Annotated in this window: 13 protein-coding genes, 1 tRNA gene, 1 other RNA gene and 2 pseudogenes; 9 read left to right on the top strand and 8 right to left on the bottom strand. The window is 40.0% G+C overall.

The window, feature by feature from the left end:
- Positions 1-101 precede the first annotated feature (101 nt).
- Positions 102-1,730: an ABC transporter substrate-binding protein gene (locus tag K5J94_RS00705; RefSeq protein ID WP_159563923.1), complete on the bottom strand. Its 1,629-nt coding sequence runs from the start codon at positions 1,728-1,730 to the stop codon at positions 102-104.
- Positions 1,731-2,034: 304 nt separating this feature from the next.
- On the opposite strand from K5J94_RS00705, the gene K5J94_RS00700 reads away from it, so the two are divergent.
- Both K5J94_RS00700 and K5J94_RS00695 read left to right on the top strand, forming a co-directional pair.
- Positions 2,035-2,241 (top strand): DUF3923 family protein, encoded by a 207-nt coding sequence (locus K5J94_RS00700; protein WP_159563922.1) that lies wholly within the window; start codon positions 2,035-2,037, stop codon positions 2,239-2,241.
- Positions 2,242-2,496: 255 nt separating this feature from the next.
- Positions 2,497-3,024: a transcription repressor NadR gene (locus tag K5J94_RS00695; protein ID WP_201447703.1), complete on the top strand. Its 528-nt coding sequence runs from the start codon at positions 2,497-2,499 to the stop codon at positions 3,022-3,024.
- A 132-nt stretch (positions 3,025-3,156) separates the two neighbouring features.
- On the opposite strand, the gene nadC is transcribed toward K5J94_RS00695, so the two are convergent.
- Positions 3,157-4,014 carry a carboxylating nicotinate-nucleotide diphosphorylase gene (gene nadC / locus K5J94_RS00690; RefSeq protein WP_159563921.1) on the bottom strand — a complete coding sequence of 286 codons (858 nt, stop codon included), beginning with the start codon at positions 4,012-4,014 and terminating at the stop codon, positions 3,157-3,159.
- Between the two features lie 238 nt (positions 4,015-4,252).
- On the opposite strand from nadC, the gene K5J94_RS00685 reads away from it, so the two are divergent.
- The 7 genes and pseudogenes from K5J94_RS00685 (at position 4,253) to K5J94_RS00655 (ending at position 10,117) form a co-directional block, all read left to right on the top strand.
- Positions 4,253-5,569, top strand: coding sequence for an SLC13 family permease (locus tag K5J94_RS00685; RefSeq protein ID WP_231700357.1), 1,317 nt, complete (start codon positions 4,253-4,255; stop codon positions 5,567-5,569).
- Positions 5,570-5,927: 358 nt separating this feature from the next.
- Positions 5,928-6,032 (top strand): annotated as a pseudogene (locus K5J94_RS00680) (type II toxin-antitoxin system Phd/YefM family antitoxin); the annotation flags it as partial.
- Positions 6,025-6,280: pseudogene (locus K5J94_RS00675) on the top strand (Txe/YoeB family addiction module toxin). The pseudogenes K5J94_RS00680 and K5J94_RS00675, both read left to right, overlap by 8 nt.
- Positions 6,281-6,524: 244 nt before the next feature.
- On the top strand, positions 6,525-7,232 hold the full coding sequence (locus tag K5J94_RS00670) for a spr1630 family ClpXP-sensitive toxin (RefSeq protein ID WP_159544587.1): 708 nt from the start codon (positions 6,525-6,527) through the stop codon (positions 7,230-7,232).
- A 20-nt stretch (positions 7,233-7,252) separates the two neighbouring features.
- Entirely contained in the window at positions 7,253-8,419 is a 1,167-nt protein-coding gene (locus K5J94_RS00665) for a spr1629 family repressor/antitoxin (protein WP_159563919.1), read from the top strand.
- 200 nt (positions 8,420-8,619) lie between these two features.
- Positions 8,620-8,946 carry a DUF771 domain-containing protein gene (locus K5J94_RS00660; RefSeq protein ID WP_221913159.1) on the top strand — a complete coding sequence of 109 codons (327 nt, stop codon included), beginning with the start codon at positions 8,620-8,622 and terminating at the stop codon, positions 8,944-8,946.
- A gap of 49 nt (positions 8,947-8,995) precedes the next feature.
- Entirely contained in the window at positions 8,996-10,117 is a 1,122-nt protein-coding gene (locus K5J94_RS00655) for a site-specific integrase (RefSeq protein WP_159564476.1), read from the top strand.
- A 100-nt stretch (positions 10,118-10,217) separates the two neighbouring features.
- On the opposite strand, the gene K5J94_RS00650 is transcribed toward K5J94_RS00655, so the two are convergent.
- The 6 genes from K5J94_RS00650 to K5J94_RS00625 all read right to left on the bottom strand — a co-directional run bounded on the left by K5J94_RS00650 (position 10,218) and on the right by K5J94_RS00625 (position 16,735).
- Positions 10,218-10,290: transfer RNA gene (locus K5J94_RS00650), tRNA-Lys, on the bottom strand.
- Between the two features lie 4 nt (positions 10,291-10,294).
- Positions 10,295-10,490: non-coding RNA, 6S RNA (gene ssrS, locus K5J94_RS00645), on the bottom strand.
- Between the two features lie 92 nt (positions 10,491-10,582).
- Positions 10,583-11,848 carry a replication-associated recombination protein A gene (locus tag K5J94_RS00640; RefSeq protein ID WP_159564478.1) on the bottom strand — a complete coding sequence of 422 codons (1,266 nt, stop codon included), beginning with the start codon at positions 11,846-11,848 and terminating at the stop codon, positions 10,583-10,585.
- Positions 11,849-11,881: 33 nt separating this feature from the next.
- A complete protein-coding gene (locus K5J94_RS00635; RefSeq protein ID WP_159564480.1) occupies positions 11,882-12,448 on the bottom strand; it encodes an aminodeoxychorismate/anthranilate synthase component II in 567 nt (188 codons plus the stop codon).
- 49 nt (positions 12,449-12,497) lie between these two features.
- Complete coding sequence (pabB, locus tag K5J94_RS00630) at positions 12,498-14,240, bottom strand: aminodeoxychorismate synthase component I (protein WP_221913157.1); 1,743 nt, start codon at positions 14,238-14,240, stop codon at positions 12,498-12,500.
- 323 nt (positions 14,241-14,563) lie between these two features.
- Positions 14,564-16,735: an amidase family protein gene (locus K5J94_RS00625; protein WP_221913155.1), complete on the bottom strand. Its 2,172-nt coding sequence runs from the start codon at positions 16,733-16,735 to the stop codon at positions 14,564-14,566.
- Positions 16,736-16,910: the final 175 nt, after the last annotated feature.

Genomic DNA, 16,910 nt, shown 5'->3' with positions numbered 1-16,910 from the left:
CCTTCATTAAAAAAGGAGTCAAAGAAATGCTTGGCACACCAAACCAAGTGGCCATTGCTTTCTTGACTCCAAGCTTAAAATTGTGGTGGTTCCTAAAACAGTTACTTAGCAGATTCATCCCAAGTCCAGTCAGCAATATTGGTTAAAAGTGACCAATCATGACCGTGACTGTGAATACCTTGTTTACCAACATTAATCCGCTTATCACCCATATATGTATGGTTAAGACTCACTAACCATACATCAGGTAAGTCTCCAAGAGTGGAAGCACCAGTTTCTCCGTCCCATTGCGCTAATTTCCAGTATTTATTAGCTTTATCAAGGTCAGAAGAAGCCATTGCTTTGTCAAGGTACTTGGTAACAGTAGGATTGTTGTAGAAGGTAATATTGGTCCAGCCTTTTCCAGCTAAATCAGGATGGTGTGATTCGTAAAATTGCTGCGCGTGGTGCCGTCCTCCTGCATAAAGCAAGGCTGAATCATGGGCTTTAGTTGCCATCTCATCCCAGTTGCTGGCTTTTAGTTTGATGGTAATACCTAGTGCTTTAGCTTGCTCAGCCACTTCGACGGCTAAATTGGCGCGCAGCTGATCATTAGTAGGATAGTAGAGGTCAAACTCAGCTTTAAGATCCCCTTTTTTGCGGGTGCCGTCAGCTTGCTCTTGCCAGCCAGCCTTGGTCAACAGTTGTTTAGCTTTAGCGACTTTATTGTCTTTAATGGCTGTTTTAGGTTCCCAAAAAGGTGTGTGGTCAATAATGGAATAGGCTGGTTTGCCATAGCCATTTAAGACAGTGTCAAGAACTTTCTTACGATTTAAACCGATTGTTAAAGCTTTGCGAATGGCAGGATCACTCGTCACATCATTACCTACCGGATAACCATCAGGAGAATTTTTGATCAGACCCTTTTTAACATAAGGTAGGGAAATTCCACGGACATCATTTGAAGCAATATTAAGCAGACGTGTGCCTTTAACTTTCTTATCAGCCAGTTCTGGTGTGGCATAGATTATATCAACATCCCCAGATTCTAAAGCAGCTAGGGCTGTATTTTCATCAAGCAAGACCCAGGTCCACTTTTTGAAATAAGGTTTTTTCCCATGCCAATAGGGATTGCGGACAAAGATAGCTTGCTCTCCAGCCTTGTATTCTTTGACCATGTAAGGGCCAGAGCCAATAGGGTTGCTCTTATAGTTGTCATTATAATGGTTTTTAGGGACAATCGGAATTTCGGTTAATTGCGCTGTAAAGGTTGAATGCGCTTCTGTTAAGTGGATAGCAATGGTATCTTTGTCAAGAACGTCAATATCTTTAATGAACGTAAGGTCCCAGGCTTTTCCATCTGCCTTTAACATGTCATAGGTAAATTTAACATCATCAGCAGTCACGGGTTCTCCATTGGAGAATTTGAAATCATCATTCAAATCAAAGGTCCAAGTCAGACCGTCTTTAGAAATGGTGTATTTTTTGGCCAGCTCACCTGTGATCTTTAAATCAGGTGTCCGTTTTAACAAAGTGCTGTGCGTAATGTTGCCTTCGTTATGGATGCCATAGCGATCTTTGGGGTCAAATTCATGTGGTAATTTTGCCCCCATCGAAACGACCAATTCATCTTTTGGCCGCTGTTTGCGTGCGCGTTCCTTTGGTTGCGATGTTTGTTTTTGACAGGCGACTAAGACAAAACTCGCCAGCAAGACAGTGACAATAGAAAGGTATTTTAGGTATTTTGACACTAATCAATCTCCTATTTCTAATAAATAATGTATGTGATAAATAGTGGCATGTTGCCGACTTTTTTATTATAACAAGAAAAAAATAGCAAGGCAATTATTTAACTGGTTAATTAAATAGTTTGTTTTTTTCATCTATCTGCTTACCAAGCCTGATTTCCCCAATCTGGCTCTTGAAATGCCACAAGGAGCAATCACACAAGCTTGCTGTCCTTAGACAAAGGTCCCAGGCTTGTCACCTGATAATGGGTATGTCATCCTAGTGATGTAATCGTTTTACAGTGGCAGAACTGCATAAGGAGAAAAGATGATGATCAAAAAATATTTCGTTTGGCTTGAGCTTTTGCTGAGCGTTTTAGTCGGAGTCTACCTGTGGGTTAGACCGCAAGATGGATCAGGCGCGAAGAATGTTTTAGCAGTTAAAGTCCTATCATTGAGCGTTTGGCTTATTTTTGTAGGCCTGGTTGCCCTTTTACAGTGGCTTATTGATAAGTTTTTTTCTCAAAGAAAATAGCAGAGCGGTGATCGATGCCATCGCTCTTTTTTGCTAAAAAACAAGAAAGAGCGTTATTTCCCTTAGCAAGGCAGACACTGACATCAATGCTACAAATAGCATCGCGCTAGCAGGTGATTTAAGACTTGGCGTATTCGCTTACAGCTGTTAATCGGTAATTGCCCTTACCTGAGGGTGCCAATTCTCATTTTTTGCTGAATCAGCAGTTGCTTTTTCAGCCCATTTTTCTTAATATAATGAAGTAGGAAGTTAAAAATGAGGCATGAAAAAATGACGGAAACCAGTAAAAGGCGCGGACAAATTTTAGATGTTCTAAAAGACAGTGATTATCCCATCAGCGGTACCAACCTGGCTAACATGTTTAATGTTTCTAGGCAAGTCATCGTTCAAGATATTGCTATTTTAAAAGCAGAAAGCCATGATATTGTCTCAACTCATCGTGGCTATAAGCTATTTCTATCCACAAAATGCAGTAGAATTTTAAAAGTTTTGCACACCGATGACGATATTGAACGAGAGCTAAATGCTGTTGTTGATGTCGGGGCAGTCCTTAAAGATGTCTTTGTATGGCACAAGGCCTATGGAAAAATCAGGATCGAATTGAACATCAAATCACGAAAGGATGTTCAAGACCTATTGCTTAAGATGACATCAGGCGTTAGCAGGCCGCTTAAGCGGCTTACAGATGGCTACCATTACCATACGATTGTAGCAGATACAGAAGCTATCTTAGATGAAGTAGAGGAGCAGTGGGCAAAGATGGGCTTTATCGTTGGAGAATGAGCCTTGGCACTTTTTATAGCTAGGGAACCCTGATTCCCCACACACATAAAGCTTAGCTTGTGCTAGTGACCCTTAACTATATTAGAAATAGACCCATTATTTTCTTAGCGTAGAAAATAATAGGCCTATTTTTTAGTCCAGATACCGTAACTGTTTCATTGAAAAGTCAATACTGCTAGCGTTATGGGTCAAGCTACCGCTAGAAATATAATCAACTTCAAGACCTTTGAAGGTGGCAATATTATCTAGCGTGATATTGCCTGAAACTTCGATTATAGCTTGTTTGTTGATGATAGAGATAGCTTTTTTGATCAGCTCAAGGTTCATATTATCTAACATAATGATGTCAGCTTTTGCTGCCACTGCTTCTTGTACCTCTTCAAGCGTCTCTACTTCAATTTCGACTTGCTTGATAAAAGGCGCATATTGCTTAGCTTTTGTAATAGCGGCAGTCACACTACCAGCAGCGTTAATGTGATTATCTTTTAGCATGATAGCGTCTGATAGATTAAAGCGATGGTTGTATGCGCCACCGACCCTAACAGCATATTTTTCAAAAAGACGGAGGTTCGGGGTGGTTTTTCGTGTATCAAAAACCTTAATGGAAGGATCATCTAAAGCTTTGATGTAAGCGTCAGCTAGGCTGGCAATACCCGACATTCTTTGCAGAAAGTTTAACGCAACGCGCTCACACGTTAATAAAGTGCTTACCTTACCGACAACCTCTAAAATCTTATCGCCTTTTTGAAATGGGCTGCCGTCTTCAAACGGGCTATCAGAAAAGCTAACCTCAGCATCATATAACTGAAAGACTCTCTTAAAAACATCTAAGCCTGCGAGCAGTCCAGCTTCTTTAGCTATTAGTGAGACTGTTGCTAATTTAGGGTTATCAAAAATAGCGTTGGTACTAAAATCTTCGGAATTAACATCCTCTTGTAAAGCTCTAATTAAGACGTCATCAATTTGAAAGTTATTGAGTTGGGGGTACATTCAATCCTCCTAAATAGTAAAATTAAACTTGTCTTTACACATGACAAGACAAGTTTATGTCTTTTTGGTACAATAGTCAAGTGGTAAAACGATCCATATCATCAATTGAGCGTCAGTTTGCTCATCATATTTTCAAAACAAATAGGGTAAAACATTAGTTTAAGTTAGTTGACAGGCTTATCATAGCAACTTAAATGGGGGAGAGTACTTCCAGCTCTAATAATTTAAGGGGAAATAGATGCTGATTCAGTTTGTTATTATTATTGCCATTTTTTTATCAATCGCCATTGGCTATTGGAAGAAAATCAACGTTGGTTTGATTGCGATAGCATTTGCCTATTTAATAGGTGCTGGTGTATTAAAAGTAGCACCAAAAGATTTGATTGACATGTGGCCCACTCAACTCTTTTTCACGATACTTGCCGTATCCTTATTTTATAATTTTGCGATTACAAACGGTACCTTAACCTATCTTGCCCAGCTGGTCCTTTATAAAACGCAAAGCTATTCACAAGGAATCTATCTGATTTTATATTTTCTAGCAATGGGGATAGCAGCTGCTGGAGCGGGCTTTTTTACAACCATGGTAATCTGCTGTCCACTTGCTGTATCCTTATGTAAACAGAGTCGTAAAAGTATTTTGCTGACCACTCAGGTCGTCAACTTAGGAGCTGCTGGCGGTGCTAACTTTATGACCAGTGGCTCAGGTCTTGTTTTTCAAGGCTTGTTCAAAGAGCTCGGCTGGGGTAAAGAGGCCCTAAGTTTTGGTCTTTCCATCTTTCTCTTTACGATCTTATATCCATTACTGTTTTTGCTTTTGGCTTATGCCATTAATAAATTCTTTTACCGTCAGACGAATCAGCCGGCTTGGGTTATCGAAAAACCAGCAGCTTTAACCCACAAGCAAAAGCAGACGCTTGGTTTAATGGGCATGATGATGGCTTTGGTATTAGTCCTGCCCAATTTAAGCTTGCTTTTTCCTGGCATTGACACACTCACAGCAGTTACACGAATGGCAGATATTGGCCTGATTTGTATAGTCTTATCAGTCCTTGCTTTTTTGCTTAACCTCTCTGATCAAAAGCGTGTCTTTTCACAGCTTCCCTGGAATACCTTAATCATGTTATCTGGGATGGGGATGCTCATTAAACTAGCGACCCAATTTGGTCTGATAGAGACAGTTGCTAATGGCATGAGACAAACACTTCCCCCTCAGCTATTACCACTGGCTTTTGCCTTTATAGCTGGCATTCTTTCCTTATTTAGCTCAACGCTATCAGTTGTAGCGCCGACCTTATTTCCGGTTGCGACAGCTATTTCGCAGGCGCATCCTCATATTCAAGCACATGTTTTATTCGTAGCGATTGTAGCGGGTGCTTTATCGACCAATATATCACCATTTTCGGCTGCAGGTTCGCTCATCCAAGCGTCAATTCCAGAGCAGGAAGAACGCGACAGCGTCTTTAAGCAGCAACTGATGTATGGCATGCCATTAACCTTTGCCATTGCTTTACTGGCGGTGCTTATCTATAGTCTAATGGTGGGTGGGGGCTGATAGCCCTTTGGGCTTGTTCCTTGATTGAACCTTACAGGGACGTTAGAATTGCTCCCTAATCCATAGTGAATTAACAGTAAGAACCATGATGAGTGCCCAATAAGACAGCTGCCTTTAAATTATACCAAATTCACAAAAAAATGATAGCGACTCCACCAATGCTAAATAGCAAAAGTCGGCATGTTTCAGCCCAAAAGGACTAAATTTTTGTGGCATGAGCAAATAGCCGGCAAGGATAGCTCCTTAGGTGATGACTCTAAATAATAGGGATGGTAAAAAGGCACAAAATAATATGGCTGGTATAGGTCGTAAGTTAGAAGAATTCAATTAATCTTGGACAAGTAAAACTTGTTCTTTTTTAATGGAAAATGATTATCTATCGCATAAGGTTACTAAAGGTATATCACAAGTTAAAGAAAAGCAAGTCATTAAACATAGTTTAATTGAGGTAGAAGATGTTTAATTTTACTGATGAAGCATGGAAAGATTGTGTTTCTTGGCAACAGGAAGACCAAAAAGTCTTGAAACGAATTAATCGTTTGATAGAAGATATTAAAAGAGCCCCTTTTGAAGGCATTGGAAAACCAGAACCTTTGACATACCATTATTCAGGTGCTTGGTCTCAAAGAATTACAGAAGAACATAGGTTGATTTATATGATAGAAGATGGTGAAATCTATTTTTTTATCTTTTAGAGATCATTATAAGTAGCAGTAGTCGCTTAAAAAGTGACTGCTTTTTTATTTTATAGAAGGTGTTAAATGATTGATATACAAAAAATAAAAAAGTTTCTATTGAGATATACCAAAAAAGAAAAGTGAAAAATAAGATAATGCCATGATTCATTTCATGGCTTTAATTTTATATGTTAAATTCTTTACTTTAAGTTTTTCAAAAAATATGTTGTATTTTCTTTATGTATGATATAATGACTGTATAAAAAAGGAGAAAACATATGGAACTATTTAACGAAGAAGAGGCACAAGAGATTGTCAATAATATTATATTAGGTTATAATAACTATCTTCAAATGAGAATTGAGAAAAAAGAAGAGATGTCAGTTTCAACTGGTTTTGCTTGGACAAAATCAAATTATATAGATGATGCATTTGATAAAAGTCAATCAAAATTTCTTAAGAGAGATGCATTGAAAAAAGCTGGTGAAAGCTGGGAATATTTACAATTTTGTGCTGATACAAAATTTGGAAAAACGTTGATTCTTTTTAAAGGGGAATCAAGGTCAAAACAAGTTTTTGGAAAGTCTAGTCGTACTAAAAGTTCTTATTTATATGAGAATGCATCAATTAACAAAGAGATTGTAAAAACTTATAGTGGTGATAAAGATGCTAAAGAAATCACTATTCAACTTGATTTATTTAATGATGATTTATTTACAGAGGATTTTAAAAGTAAATTTGATTGCTTTTTGATGATCTCTTATGAACCTAATCAATCTGAACGAAGACTTTTAAAAAGTGTTAAGGTTCTTTTACCAGATCCAATTTCGGATAAATTACTTGATATACAAGACTTATCTACTTATATTTCATCTAGCCCGATTCAACCAATTGAAGATCCTAAAAATATTATTCCTACATTAAATGAGGATGTTGAAGTAGAAAACTTTGGTTTAATACCACTAGAAAAGAAGCAGTCTCTTTAAGATAAGAGAGGTAATAACTAATGTATAATGGCGAAAAAATTGAAGAATTACGCCTTTTATTTGAAATGAGCCGAGGTGAATTGGCTCAAAAATTGGAAGTTTCAGAGCAAGCGATTTGGCAATTTGAAAATGGAGAAGTTTCTCCAAAAACAACATTAAAATTAAAGCTTGCTCAAATATTTCAAGTTGATATTGATTATTTTGAAGATAGTATTATTGAAAGTAATTTTGGTGTGTCAGATATTGCTTTTAGAAATTCAGATACTATTTCACGTAAAATTATTAATTATCAAGAAGTTTATTTAAATACAATTAATAAATATATCAATTATTTAGAGCAATTTATTAAGTTTCCACAACAAAATTTTTATAGTTTGACTAGAAAAGTAGCAGAAATGCTTGAAAATAACATAAGTATTGAAAAAATAGCTGATTTTAGTAGAGAAATGTTAGATATATCAGATGATAATAGTGACTTACTCTACAAGCTAGAAAAGTCTGGAATTTATATTTTTGAAAAAAACTTGAATGGTACAGAAGATGCGTATAGTATTTGGTCACAACAAGGGATTCCGTTTATTATTTTAGGTGTAAAAAAGACAGGTGTTAGAAGAAATTTTGATTTGGCTCATGAATTGGGTCATTTACTCCTTCATAGAGGTGTTGATTTTGAAAGTTTAGATAAGTTTGATTTACAAAAAAAAGAATCTGAAGCGAATAAATTTGCTTCATATCTACTCTTGCCAGAAAAGCGATTTAAGCAGGTAATATACGATTTACATATTGAAAATAGATTAAGTAATCCAGATTCATATATTAGTTTAAAAAAGAAATTTAATGTTTCAATTCAAGCAATGGAATATAGAGCATTTCAATTAGGATTATTAACTAAAGGACAGCATGACTATTTTTATAGATTAATCTATAAAAAGAAATATAAGGTGTTAGAACCACTGGATACAGATATTGCTGTGAAGAGACCAACTAAGGTACGTAGTATTTTTAACGTAGTATTTGACAACGATTTAATAACAATCGAACAATTTTTGAAAACAAATAAAATTACTTTGGATTTTTTATCACGTTTATTTTATGTAGAAAAAACTTTTTTTGATAAGTTTTTATCTAGTGAAGTAAATGACTTTAGTAAGATTATTGATATTAAAGATTATAAAAAGAGTATTTGAATCGTATAGTAAACAAAGAGCCATGAAGATTTCATGGCTTTTTATTATATTTATAATGTTGGTCTTAATTTATATTTTAGTTAATTTGATAGTGTTTCAAGTAATGAATATTTCATTGACGATATTATTTGTTGGTTTTGCTTTTATATTTAGGCTTGCTGGAGTGAGTGGTAATCGTTATTAAGAAAGGAGTGAAGAGTATGCAACAGGTTTTTAATGTGAGTGTTCCGGTACCAGATGATGTGGTTATCATTTCAAAAGAGGAATATTTAGATTTGTTAAGTGATAATGAACAAGGAAAATGGTGGGATATTGATAACTTACAAGAATTATTGGGACTTGGTAGGTCAAAATTAATTAATGATATCTTATTAAATCCAGATATTAAAAAGGATGTGGATTTATCAATTAATCCAAACGGTTTTATTGTTTATCCTAAGGGTAAAGGTAGTCGTTATAAAATATTAGCAACTAGAGCTAGAAAATATTTTGAAGAAAATTTTGGTTTTATTTTGTTAAATAATTAAATGATATAATATTGAGGATAAATTCCTTGATGTCTAGGAAAGGAGAAAAATGGCAACATATAGACAAAGAGGTAAAAAGAAATTATGGGATTATAGAATCTTTAATGAAAAAAGTGAGTTAGTTGCTTCTGGTTCAGGTTTTAAGACAAAGCGTGAGGCTATGAATGAAGCTATGAGAATGGAGCAACAAAAGTCACTAGTGAATTCTATATCATCTGATATAACTTTGTATGATCTATGGTTTGAATGGTATAGTTTAATTATTAAACCTAGTAATTTAGCAGAGACTACCAAAAATAAATATTTTATTAGGGGTTCGGTTATTCGTAAACTTTTTGGGAATCAGAAAGTAAATAAAATAAAGCATAGTGCGTATCAAAGAAAATTGAATATGTATGCTGAAAAATATACTAAAAATCATGTCAGGAGATTAAATTCTGATATAAAAAAAGCCATTCAGTTTGCAAAAAGAGATGGCATTTTATTATCTGATTTTACAGATGGAGTTGTCATAGCTGGTAGGCAATTTGTTAAGGATGCAGATGAAAAATATCTACATAGTATTTCTGATTACAAGAAAGTAATATCTTATTTAGAAAATAATTTAGATTATTCAAATAGTATCGTTTATTATTTATTACTGGTGTTATTTAAAACAGGTTTACGAGTGGGTGAAGCTTTAGCATTAACTTGGGATGATGTTAATTTTGAGGATCTAGAAATCAAGACGTATAGAAGATTTAGTGGTGATAAGGGAACTTTTAGTCCACCTAAAACAAAAACTTCTATTCGTACTATTCCTATTAGTCAATCTTTAGCATTAATCTTAAGACGTTTGAAGGATGATCAGCAAGTTATGTTGAAAAATTTAAAAATTGTAAATATTAATAATCAAATATTTTATGACTATAGGTACGGTGTGTCATCAAATAGTGCCATTAATAAAAGTTTGAGAAATGTATTACATGTCTTAAATATTGATTCAAAAATGACTGCAACAGGTGCGAGACATACCTATGGAAGTTATTTATTAGCTAAGGGTGTTGATATTTGGGTAGTTGCAAGATTAATGGGTCATAAGGATATTACACAGTTACTTGAAACTTATGGTCACGTCTTGACAGAAGTAATAAATAAGGAATATGAAACGGTCAGAAGTTTAGTATCTTAAAACTAATTTTTAAAAAATATCTTCTAGAACAAATTTAGAACAAATTAGCCAAAACAAAGAAAAAAACCTTTTAAATCAAGGTTTTTGACACTATTATTAATGCCCCCTACAGGGCTCGAACCTGTGACCCATAGATTAAGAGTCTACTGCTCTACCAACTGAGCTAAGGAGGCAACAAAGAATGCTGTATTGGCACCGGTTGTTCACGGATTGTATTGATCCCGCACAAAAATAAGCAGGTGGGTAACGTGCTCCCTCTTGAAAGTTGCTTCCGCGTGGAACGGCTTGCAGACTAGAGGGGGACTTTGTTTCCCGAAATACAAAGAAATAGTCGGTCAACACTTAGATGTGAACTCGTATGCCACAGCAATGTTTTGATGTATTAATGATACCACTTTTTGAGTTTTTTTCAAGTCCTAAATGACGAAAATGTGAAACCGATTGCTAAAAGAATGAACCCCTTCCCTAAGAAAGCTTGTCAATTCGCTCTTTGTTGGCCCCTAGGGCGCGTTCATATTTACCCGTTTCGTTGGCTTGGAAATAATTTCTGGTTTTTAATTTATCTGGTAAATACTGTTGTTTGACCCATTTTTCCGGATAATCGTGGGGATAGAGGTAGCCTTTGGCATTGCCTAGTTCTTTGCTGCCACTATAGTGGCCATCGCGTAAATGCCGTGGGATTGGGAGGTTACCTGAGCGCCGAAGGTCGCTTAAGGCAGCATCCATGGCCAGATAGGCTGAGTTGGATTTTGGGGATAAGGCAAGATCAATGACAACATTAGCTATCAGGATGCGGGCTTCGGGAAAGCCAATTTTTTGGGCGGCATCAAGTGCGGTGACGGTATGAACCTGGGCTTCAGGGTTAGCTAAGCCAATATCCTCATAAGCAATCACCGTAAGGCGTCTGGCTAGGCTTGGCAGGTCGCCGGCTTCGACTAAACGCGCTGCATAGTGGAGGCTGGCGTTGACATCAGAACCACGAATGGACTTTTGCAGTGCTGAGAGCACGTCGTAATGACCGTCACCATTTTTATCCATGGTAATATAGGAGCGCTGTAGACTGTTTTCAACGATGTCAAGGGTGATGTGTCGCAGACCGTTTGGATTTTCCTTGGTGGACATGACGGCTAAATCTAGTGAATTATAGGCTGAACGCAGATCACCATTGGTTGCGCTAGCAATAAAATCAAGCGCCTCAGCATCAAGCTCAATGGCAAAAGGAAAGCCACGTTCCTTGTCAGTGATAGCGCGCTCAATAGCAGTTTTAATATCGTGGTTGGAGAGTGGTTCCAGCTCAAAGATCTGCACCCGACTGCGAATGGCTGGTGTCACAGAAAAGAAGGGGTTCTCTGTTGTTGCGCCGATCATAATAATCTTACCATTTTCAAGCAAGGGCAAGAGAAAATCTTGTTTGGCTTTGTCCAGGCGATGAATTTCGTCCAAGAGCAGCACTAGTCCGCCAGAGAAAGTTGCCTCGTCGGCGATTTCTTGGAGCCGTTTTTTGCTATCTGTGGTGGCATTAAAGGTTCGAAAGGCAAATTGAGTAGCGCCAGCGATGGCACTAGCAATCGAGGTTTTACCAATCCCAGGCGGCCCATAGAGGATCATGGAAGAGAGCATGTTAGCATCAACCATCCGACGAATGATCTTACCTTCTCCTACGAGATGCTGCTGGCCGATGACCTCTGTAATCGTTCTTGGGCGCATTCTTAGTGCTAAATTATCAGGCATCTGCTTGACCTCCTGTTTGTTTTCTTGGCATGATTAATGGCGAATGGCTGCAATAAAGTTGGCAATCATGGTCATGCCTTCGGGCGTTCCGATGCTTTCTGGGTGGAATTGTAGGCCAAAAAGGGGCAGTGATTGGTGCTCAAAAGCCATGATTTCCTGGTCCTCACAGTCTCGAGCAGTGACAATAAAATCTTTGGGTAGTTCTTTGACAACGATCGAATGGTAGCGCATCACCGTTATATGATGGGGCAGGGAGCGAAAGAGGCTGGCTGGTCCCTGGGTTTCAATGATGCTTTGTCTGCCATGCATGACGCGTTTGGCCAGGCGCAGTTTCCCACCCAGTGTCTCAGCAAGGGCTTGATGTCCTAGGCAGACGCCTAAAATGGGTTTGATTTGGTAGAAGTCCCGGATGAGTTGGCCCATGTGCTGAGCTTCTTTTGGCCAGCCAGGGCCAGGAGAAAAGACCAGAGCATCCGCTTTTTCAGCCATTTCATATAAATCTGGGTCCTGGTTGCACAAGACAATCGTTTCGTCAAACTCACTTAAATATTGAGCAAGGTTGTAGGTGAATGAATCGTAATTATCAATTAAGAGTATCATAGTTTCCTTAATAACTGTCTTATTGAGGCAGGGCGTTCTCCTGGTCTGCTCACAGCAAGCAAGGCTTTTGATTGGCCTGCAGACTGAGTGGATAAAGTCCTCGCACAGCATTACCACCAAAAATAGCAGTGGCTGCTTGCAAGTCAGCTAGCGTTAGCCATTTTTCCTGGGCCTGTCCAGTCTCTAAAAGCTCTTGGCGGTAAATACCAGGTAAAATACCTGCAGCTATTGGTGGGGTGTAAAGCATGGTGCCAAGCTGAATGAAGAGGTTGCCAATAGACGTTTCTAAGAGCAGTCCCTCTTGATTATAGAAGATCTGCTCATGAGGCTTGACAGTAATGTGCGGGCGGTAGCTGGTTTTAAAGTAGGTAAAGGGTGAGTCTTTCACAGCCTGATTCTGTAAAACGAGCTGCGCCTGAAGAAAATGCTCAGGCAAAGGGGTTAGTTCTTGATCCCGGAGGATGAGCTCGCCATTTTTTTGTAGGGAAATGCCTAGTCGGTAAGTGCGATTATCTTTGTTTTCCAGGTAGGCAGTGAGGCTTTGCCTTAGCTTACTTTCCTCATAGGGGTAGGCAAAATAAGCGGCCGCTTCTTTGAGTCGCTTGAGGTGGCGCTCCAGCCCAAGGATGTCTTGATTAGCAACCTTGGCCGTTGTTTTGAGGTTGAAGTGTTGTTTTTGCCGATACAAAAAGGCTGTTTTTTGGTGTACCTCTTGGTATTCCTCTTCCCATTTGCTTTGCCAGGTGATCCCGCCACCCACACCATAGGTGGCTTGATTGTCACTGAGTTGCAGTGTTCTGATGGGAACATTGAAAATCCTACGGCCGTCTGGCAGGCAGATTCCAATGGTGCCACAGTAAACCCCTCTTGGTTTTGGCTCTAAAGCTTTAATAATAGCCATGGTAGCGACTTTGGGTGCGCCTGTGATGGAACCACAGGGAAATAGAGCCGTCAAAATCGTTAAAAGGTCACACTTGGGTTTGAGTTTTCCACTAATCGTTGAGGTCATTTGCCAGACTGTCGAATACTGCTCAACGTCACAAAGTTTATCGACTTGCACACTGCCTGTCTGGCAAATTTTTCCCATGTCATTGCGCAACAAATCTACAATCATGATATTTTCAGCGCGGTTTTTGCTATCAGCTTGTAGCCAATCATGTGCTTCTTGGTCCAAGTAAGTATTGACGCCACGCTTTGTCGTCCCTTTCATCGGTCGCGTGATGAGGCGGTTTCCCTCTTGCTTGAAAAATAACTCGGGACTGGCTGAGATGACAGCAAAGTCATCATGGGCGATATAAGCGTTGTAATTGGCGCCCTGCTCGACAACAAGCTTATTGTAGATCGCTAAACTATCAGCTAGCTGTAAGTCTTTGGTCAGTTGAATAGTGTAATTAACCTGGTAGGTATTGCCCTGGCGCATTTCCTTATGAATAGCTGCAATAGCGTTTTGATAAGCCAGCTTTTGAGTCGTGCTATGCCATTGATCGGCAATGGCAACATTCTTATAGTCAAGCGGCAGCTCTTCGATGTGACAGCTCTTATGTACAGTAAAATAGGCAAAATATTCTTTGCCTAGTCCTTTATCGTATGTTTGTAGGGCACCGTTAAAAAAAGCAGCCGCTTCATAGCTCAGATAGCCTACAACGTAATAGCCGCTTTGTTGGTAATGTTGGACCTGGGCAATGACCTCCCCAACTTGGTCGCATTCTTTAGCTATTAATTCCAGAAAAGGATGTTCAAAAAGATAGCGGTGGCCAAGTTCTTTGAAATCGATAATGGTTTTTCTATGCATAGTCAAATTATACCATAGCAGCGCTTAACATAGGGGGTTAAATGGTCAAGAAAAGGAAGGTAATCAGAGTCAAAAGTTCAGAGATTTAGTACCTCGTGCCCTTCTTTTTTCAGCTCGAAGGCCCACTTACTCTAGCACCGTACCAGTAGTTACGCTGCTAGAATTTTTGTCTAAAAGCAGTAAAAAACAAAAACGAATGCAATGATCAAGACAGCTGCTTGCTGATTAATTCTGCATTCGTTTTGTCTGGTTTTGCGCAAGCTAACAGAGTAAGGCGTGCTTTTGCTTATTGCTTTTTAGAAAAGCAGCTGCTGGTTTGAGAGTTACTTACTGTCTTTCTTGCTGTTAATCCCCAGAGCAGCAGCGGCTCCAGAAAAGAAGACGAGGCTGCTCATGAAAATGGCTGTGGCTGGCGCACTCTGCTCACCCGTATCAGGCAGTGTGACTGCTGTCTTTGCTAGCAGCTGGCTGGTGTTTGACTGATCGGCCCTAGGATGTGCGGCGGATTCCCTACCCCAAGCTTTATTAAAATGGATTCTAACAGCTTGCCCTTGCTTACTAGCAAGTCCTTGTCTGTGTAGCGCAAGCTGATGGGTTGTGTGCTTATCCGGGGAAATGGTGGCCTGGTCAGCTGGCTCTGGCTGTGTGTGATGCCAGAGGGTTTGGAAGCGGCCGTGCTCTTGGAAGACTTGGCCTAGTTCTAGGAGGAGTCGGTCATGATTAGCTGCGCTATTAACCAAAATCCCTAAGGGCAATCCGGCCTTGGTCACGTGAGTCGGCAGAGATAGCGACGGTGTTCCCGTCAAATTAGCCAACTGGGTAAAAGGTGTTAAGGTCCAAGCGGGCAGCCATTGCTGGTAGATGATAGTGCGTTTTTCGGCTTTAGAATAATGGGACAGGTCAGCTAAGATGGGCTTGAAGTGCTCGCTAATGTGCTGATAATCAGCCCTAGGTGCTGGATAGGCCGTGGTTGGGGTTAGAAAAATAGGATAAGTTTGATAAAATTGGTTGAGTTGCTCGGTCATTTGTGTGATACTTGCCCAAGCGTCATTTAAGTCTTGTGGGCTTAAGTCTTTACCTGTTTGATAGAGGGCAAAGGAGAGCAGCTCGACATCTTCTTTTTGGAGATGGCGCCCCAGTTTTTGGTTGGCCATAAAGTCAATAGCAAGGGCCCCTTTAGCCGCAAGGGTATAGTAGGCCTCCATCATTTTTTTACCATCAACGGGGTAGTTGACTTCAACGGTTTGAAAACCTTGCTCATTGAGGAAGGCAACAGCTTCTTTTACGGCCCAAACAGCTTCGTCTGAAATGGGAGTCCCAGCTGGTGTCTGTGTTGTGTAAGCAATTGGGATAGCGGTGTTTAGGTGCTGTGTCGTTTGGTGGGGTTTGGCCTCTGCTTTTAGGAGAAATTCAAAGAGTCTTTGGGTATCTTCCATCGTTTTGGTTAAGGCAAAATGGCTGACATTATTGGTGCTAGCAGCAGAATTGCCGGCCAAAATGCCGCGCGTTGGGTGTAAGCCGATTAGCCCAGTCCAAGAAGCCGGAATCCGAGTTGAGCCACCGCCATCTGATGCACTAGCAATCGGTACTTGCCCTACAGCCACCCCTGCTGCTGAACCACCAGAAGACCCACCTGGATTATAAGCTGTATTCCATGGATTATGCGTGACGCCGTAGAGATCAGAATTGGTCACATTAATCCAACCCATTTCCGGAAAGGCGGTCTGACCAATGACGACAAAACCAGCATTTTGTAAGGCCTTGACATAAGAGGACGTCCCCTTGCTGGTCTGTCCACGCAAAAAGGCCAAGCCATTGGTGTTTTGCCCACCAGCAATGGTGTGCCCCAGCCCCTTAACCAAAAGTGGTACCCGATAAAAGGGTTGCCCCTGATCAAGCAGCGCAGCACTTTCTTTTCGGGCTGCCGCCTCACGCAGACTGATGACATTGTTTAACTCAGGATTTGTAGCCTTAATCGTTTCTAGGGCAAAAGTGAGCAATTGATCACCAGTGACCTGCTTATGACGAACCCAATCAGTCAGTTGACTGGCGCTCGCGGCTTGGTAGTCCTTAAGCGTGATCTTGGGACCAAGCGTGCGCGCCCCAGCACTTAGACTGGACTCACTGACTGGTTCCTGAGCTCCAGGAGCCCCAGAGCTGACCTGATCCTGCCGCGCGTTAGCATCAGAACTAGGCGCAAGTACCAGATTGTCATCAACTGTACTGGTAGAAGTGACTCTCGTTTCTTTGCCCATAGCTAGCGCCCGAGCAGCTGACTCAGACACAGAATTGGTTTTAGGATCAGCACTAGGCAAAGCTTGGGGCCAAGCCTCTACAGCTGCCACACGAGTATTAGGGGGCTGGCTTACTGACGCATTAGCCGGCTCCGCTTGAGCTAGCGCTGGAGAGGCAAGAAAAAAGCTCCCCGTTAGCAAGAGACTAGCTATTAGAAGGGGGCGTGACTGTAATTGTATATGGTGTTCTGGTTTTGCCATGTCAATCTCCTTATTTAGTGTCAATACTTTAATTGTAATCAAGGATTAGAAAAAAACAAGAAAAACGCTTCCAAAAATCAAAAAAAGAATAGGTACATTAAAAACCAGAACGCTGGTCAGCTTTTTTTGGCGCCTCATTTGCCCGGTGCTTCCAGCAGATCAGCAGTTGAGTTTT

This window comes from Streptococcus halichoeri (assembly GCF_019774635.1).
In the GTDB taxonomy this organism is placed as follows: domain Bacteria; phylum Bacillota; class Bacilli; order Lactobacillales; family Streptococcaceae; genus Streptococcus; species Streptococcus halichoeri.
The sequence above is the reverse complement of the archived record's forward strand: the minus strand, read 5'-3'. Positions and strand labels throughout refer to the sequence as shown.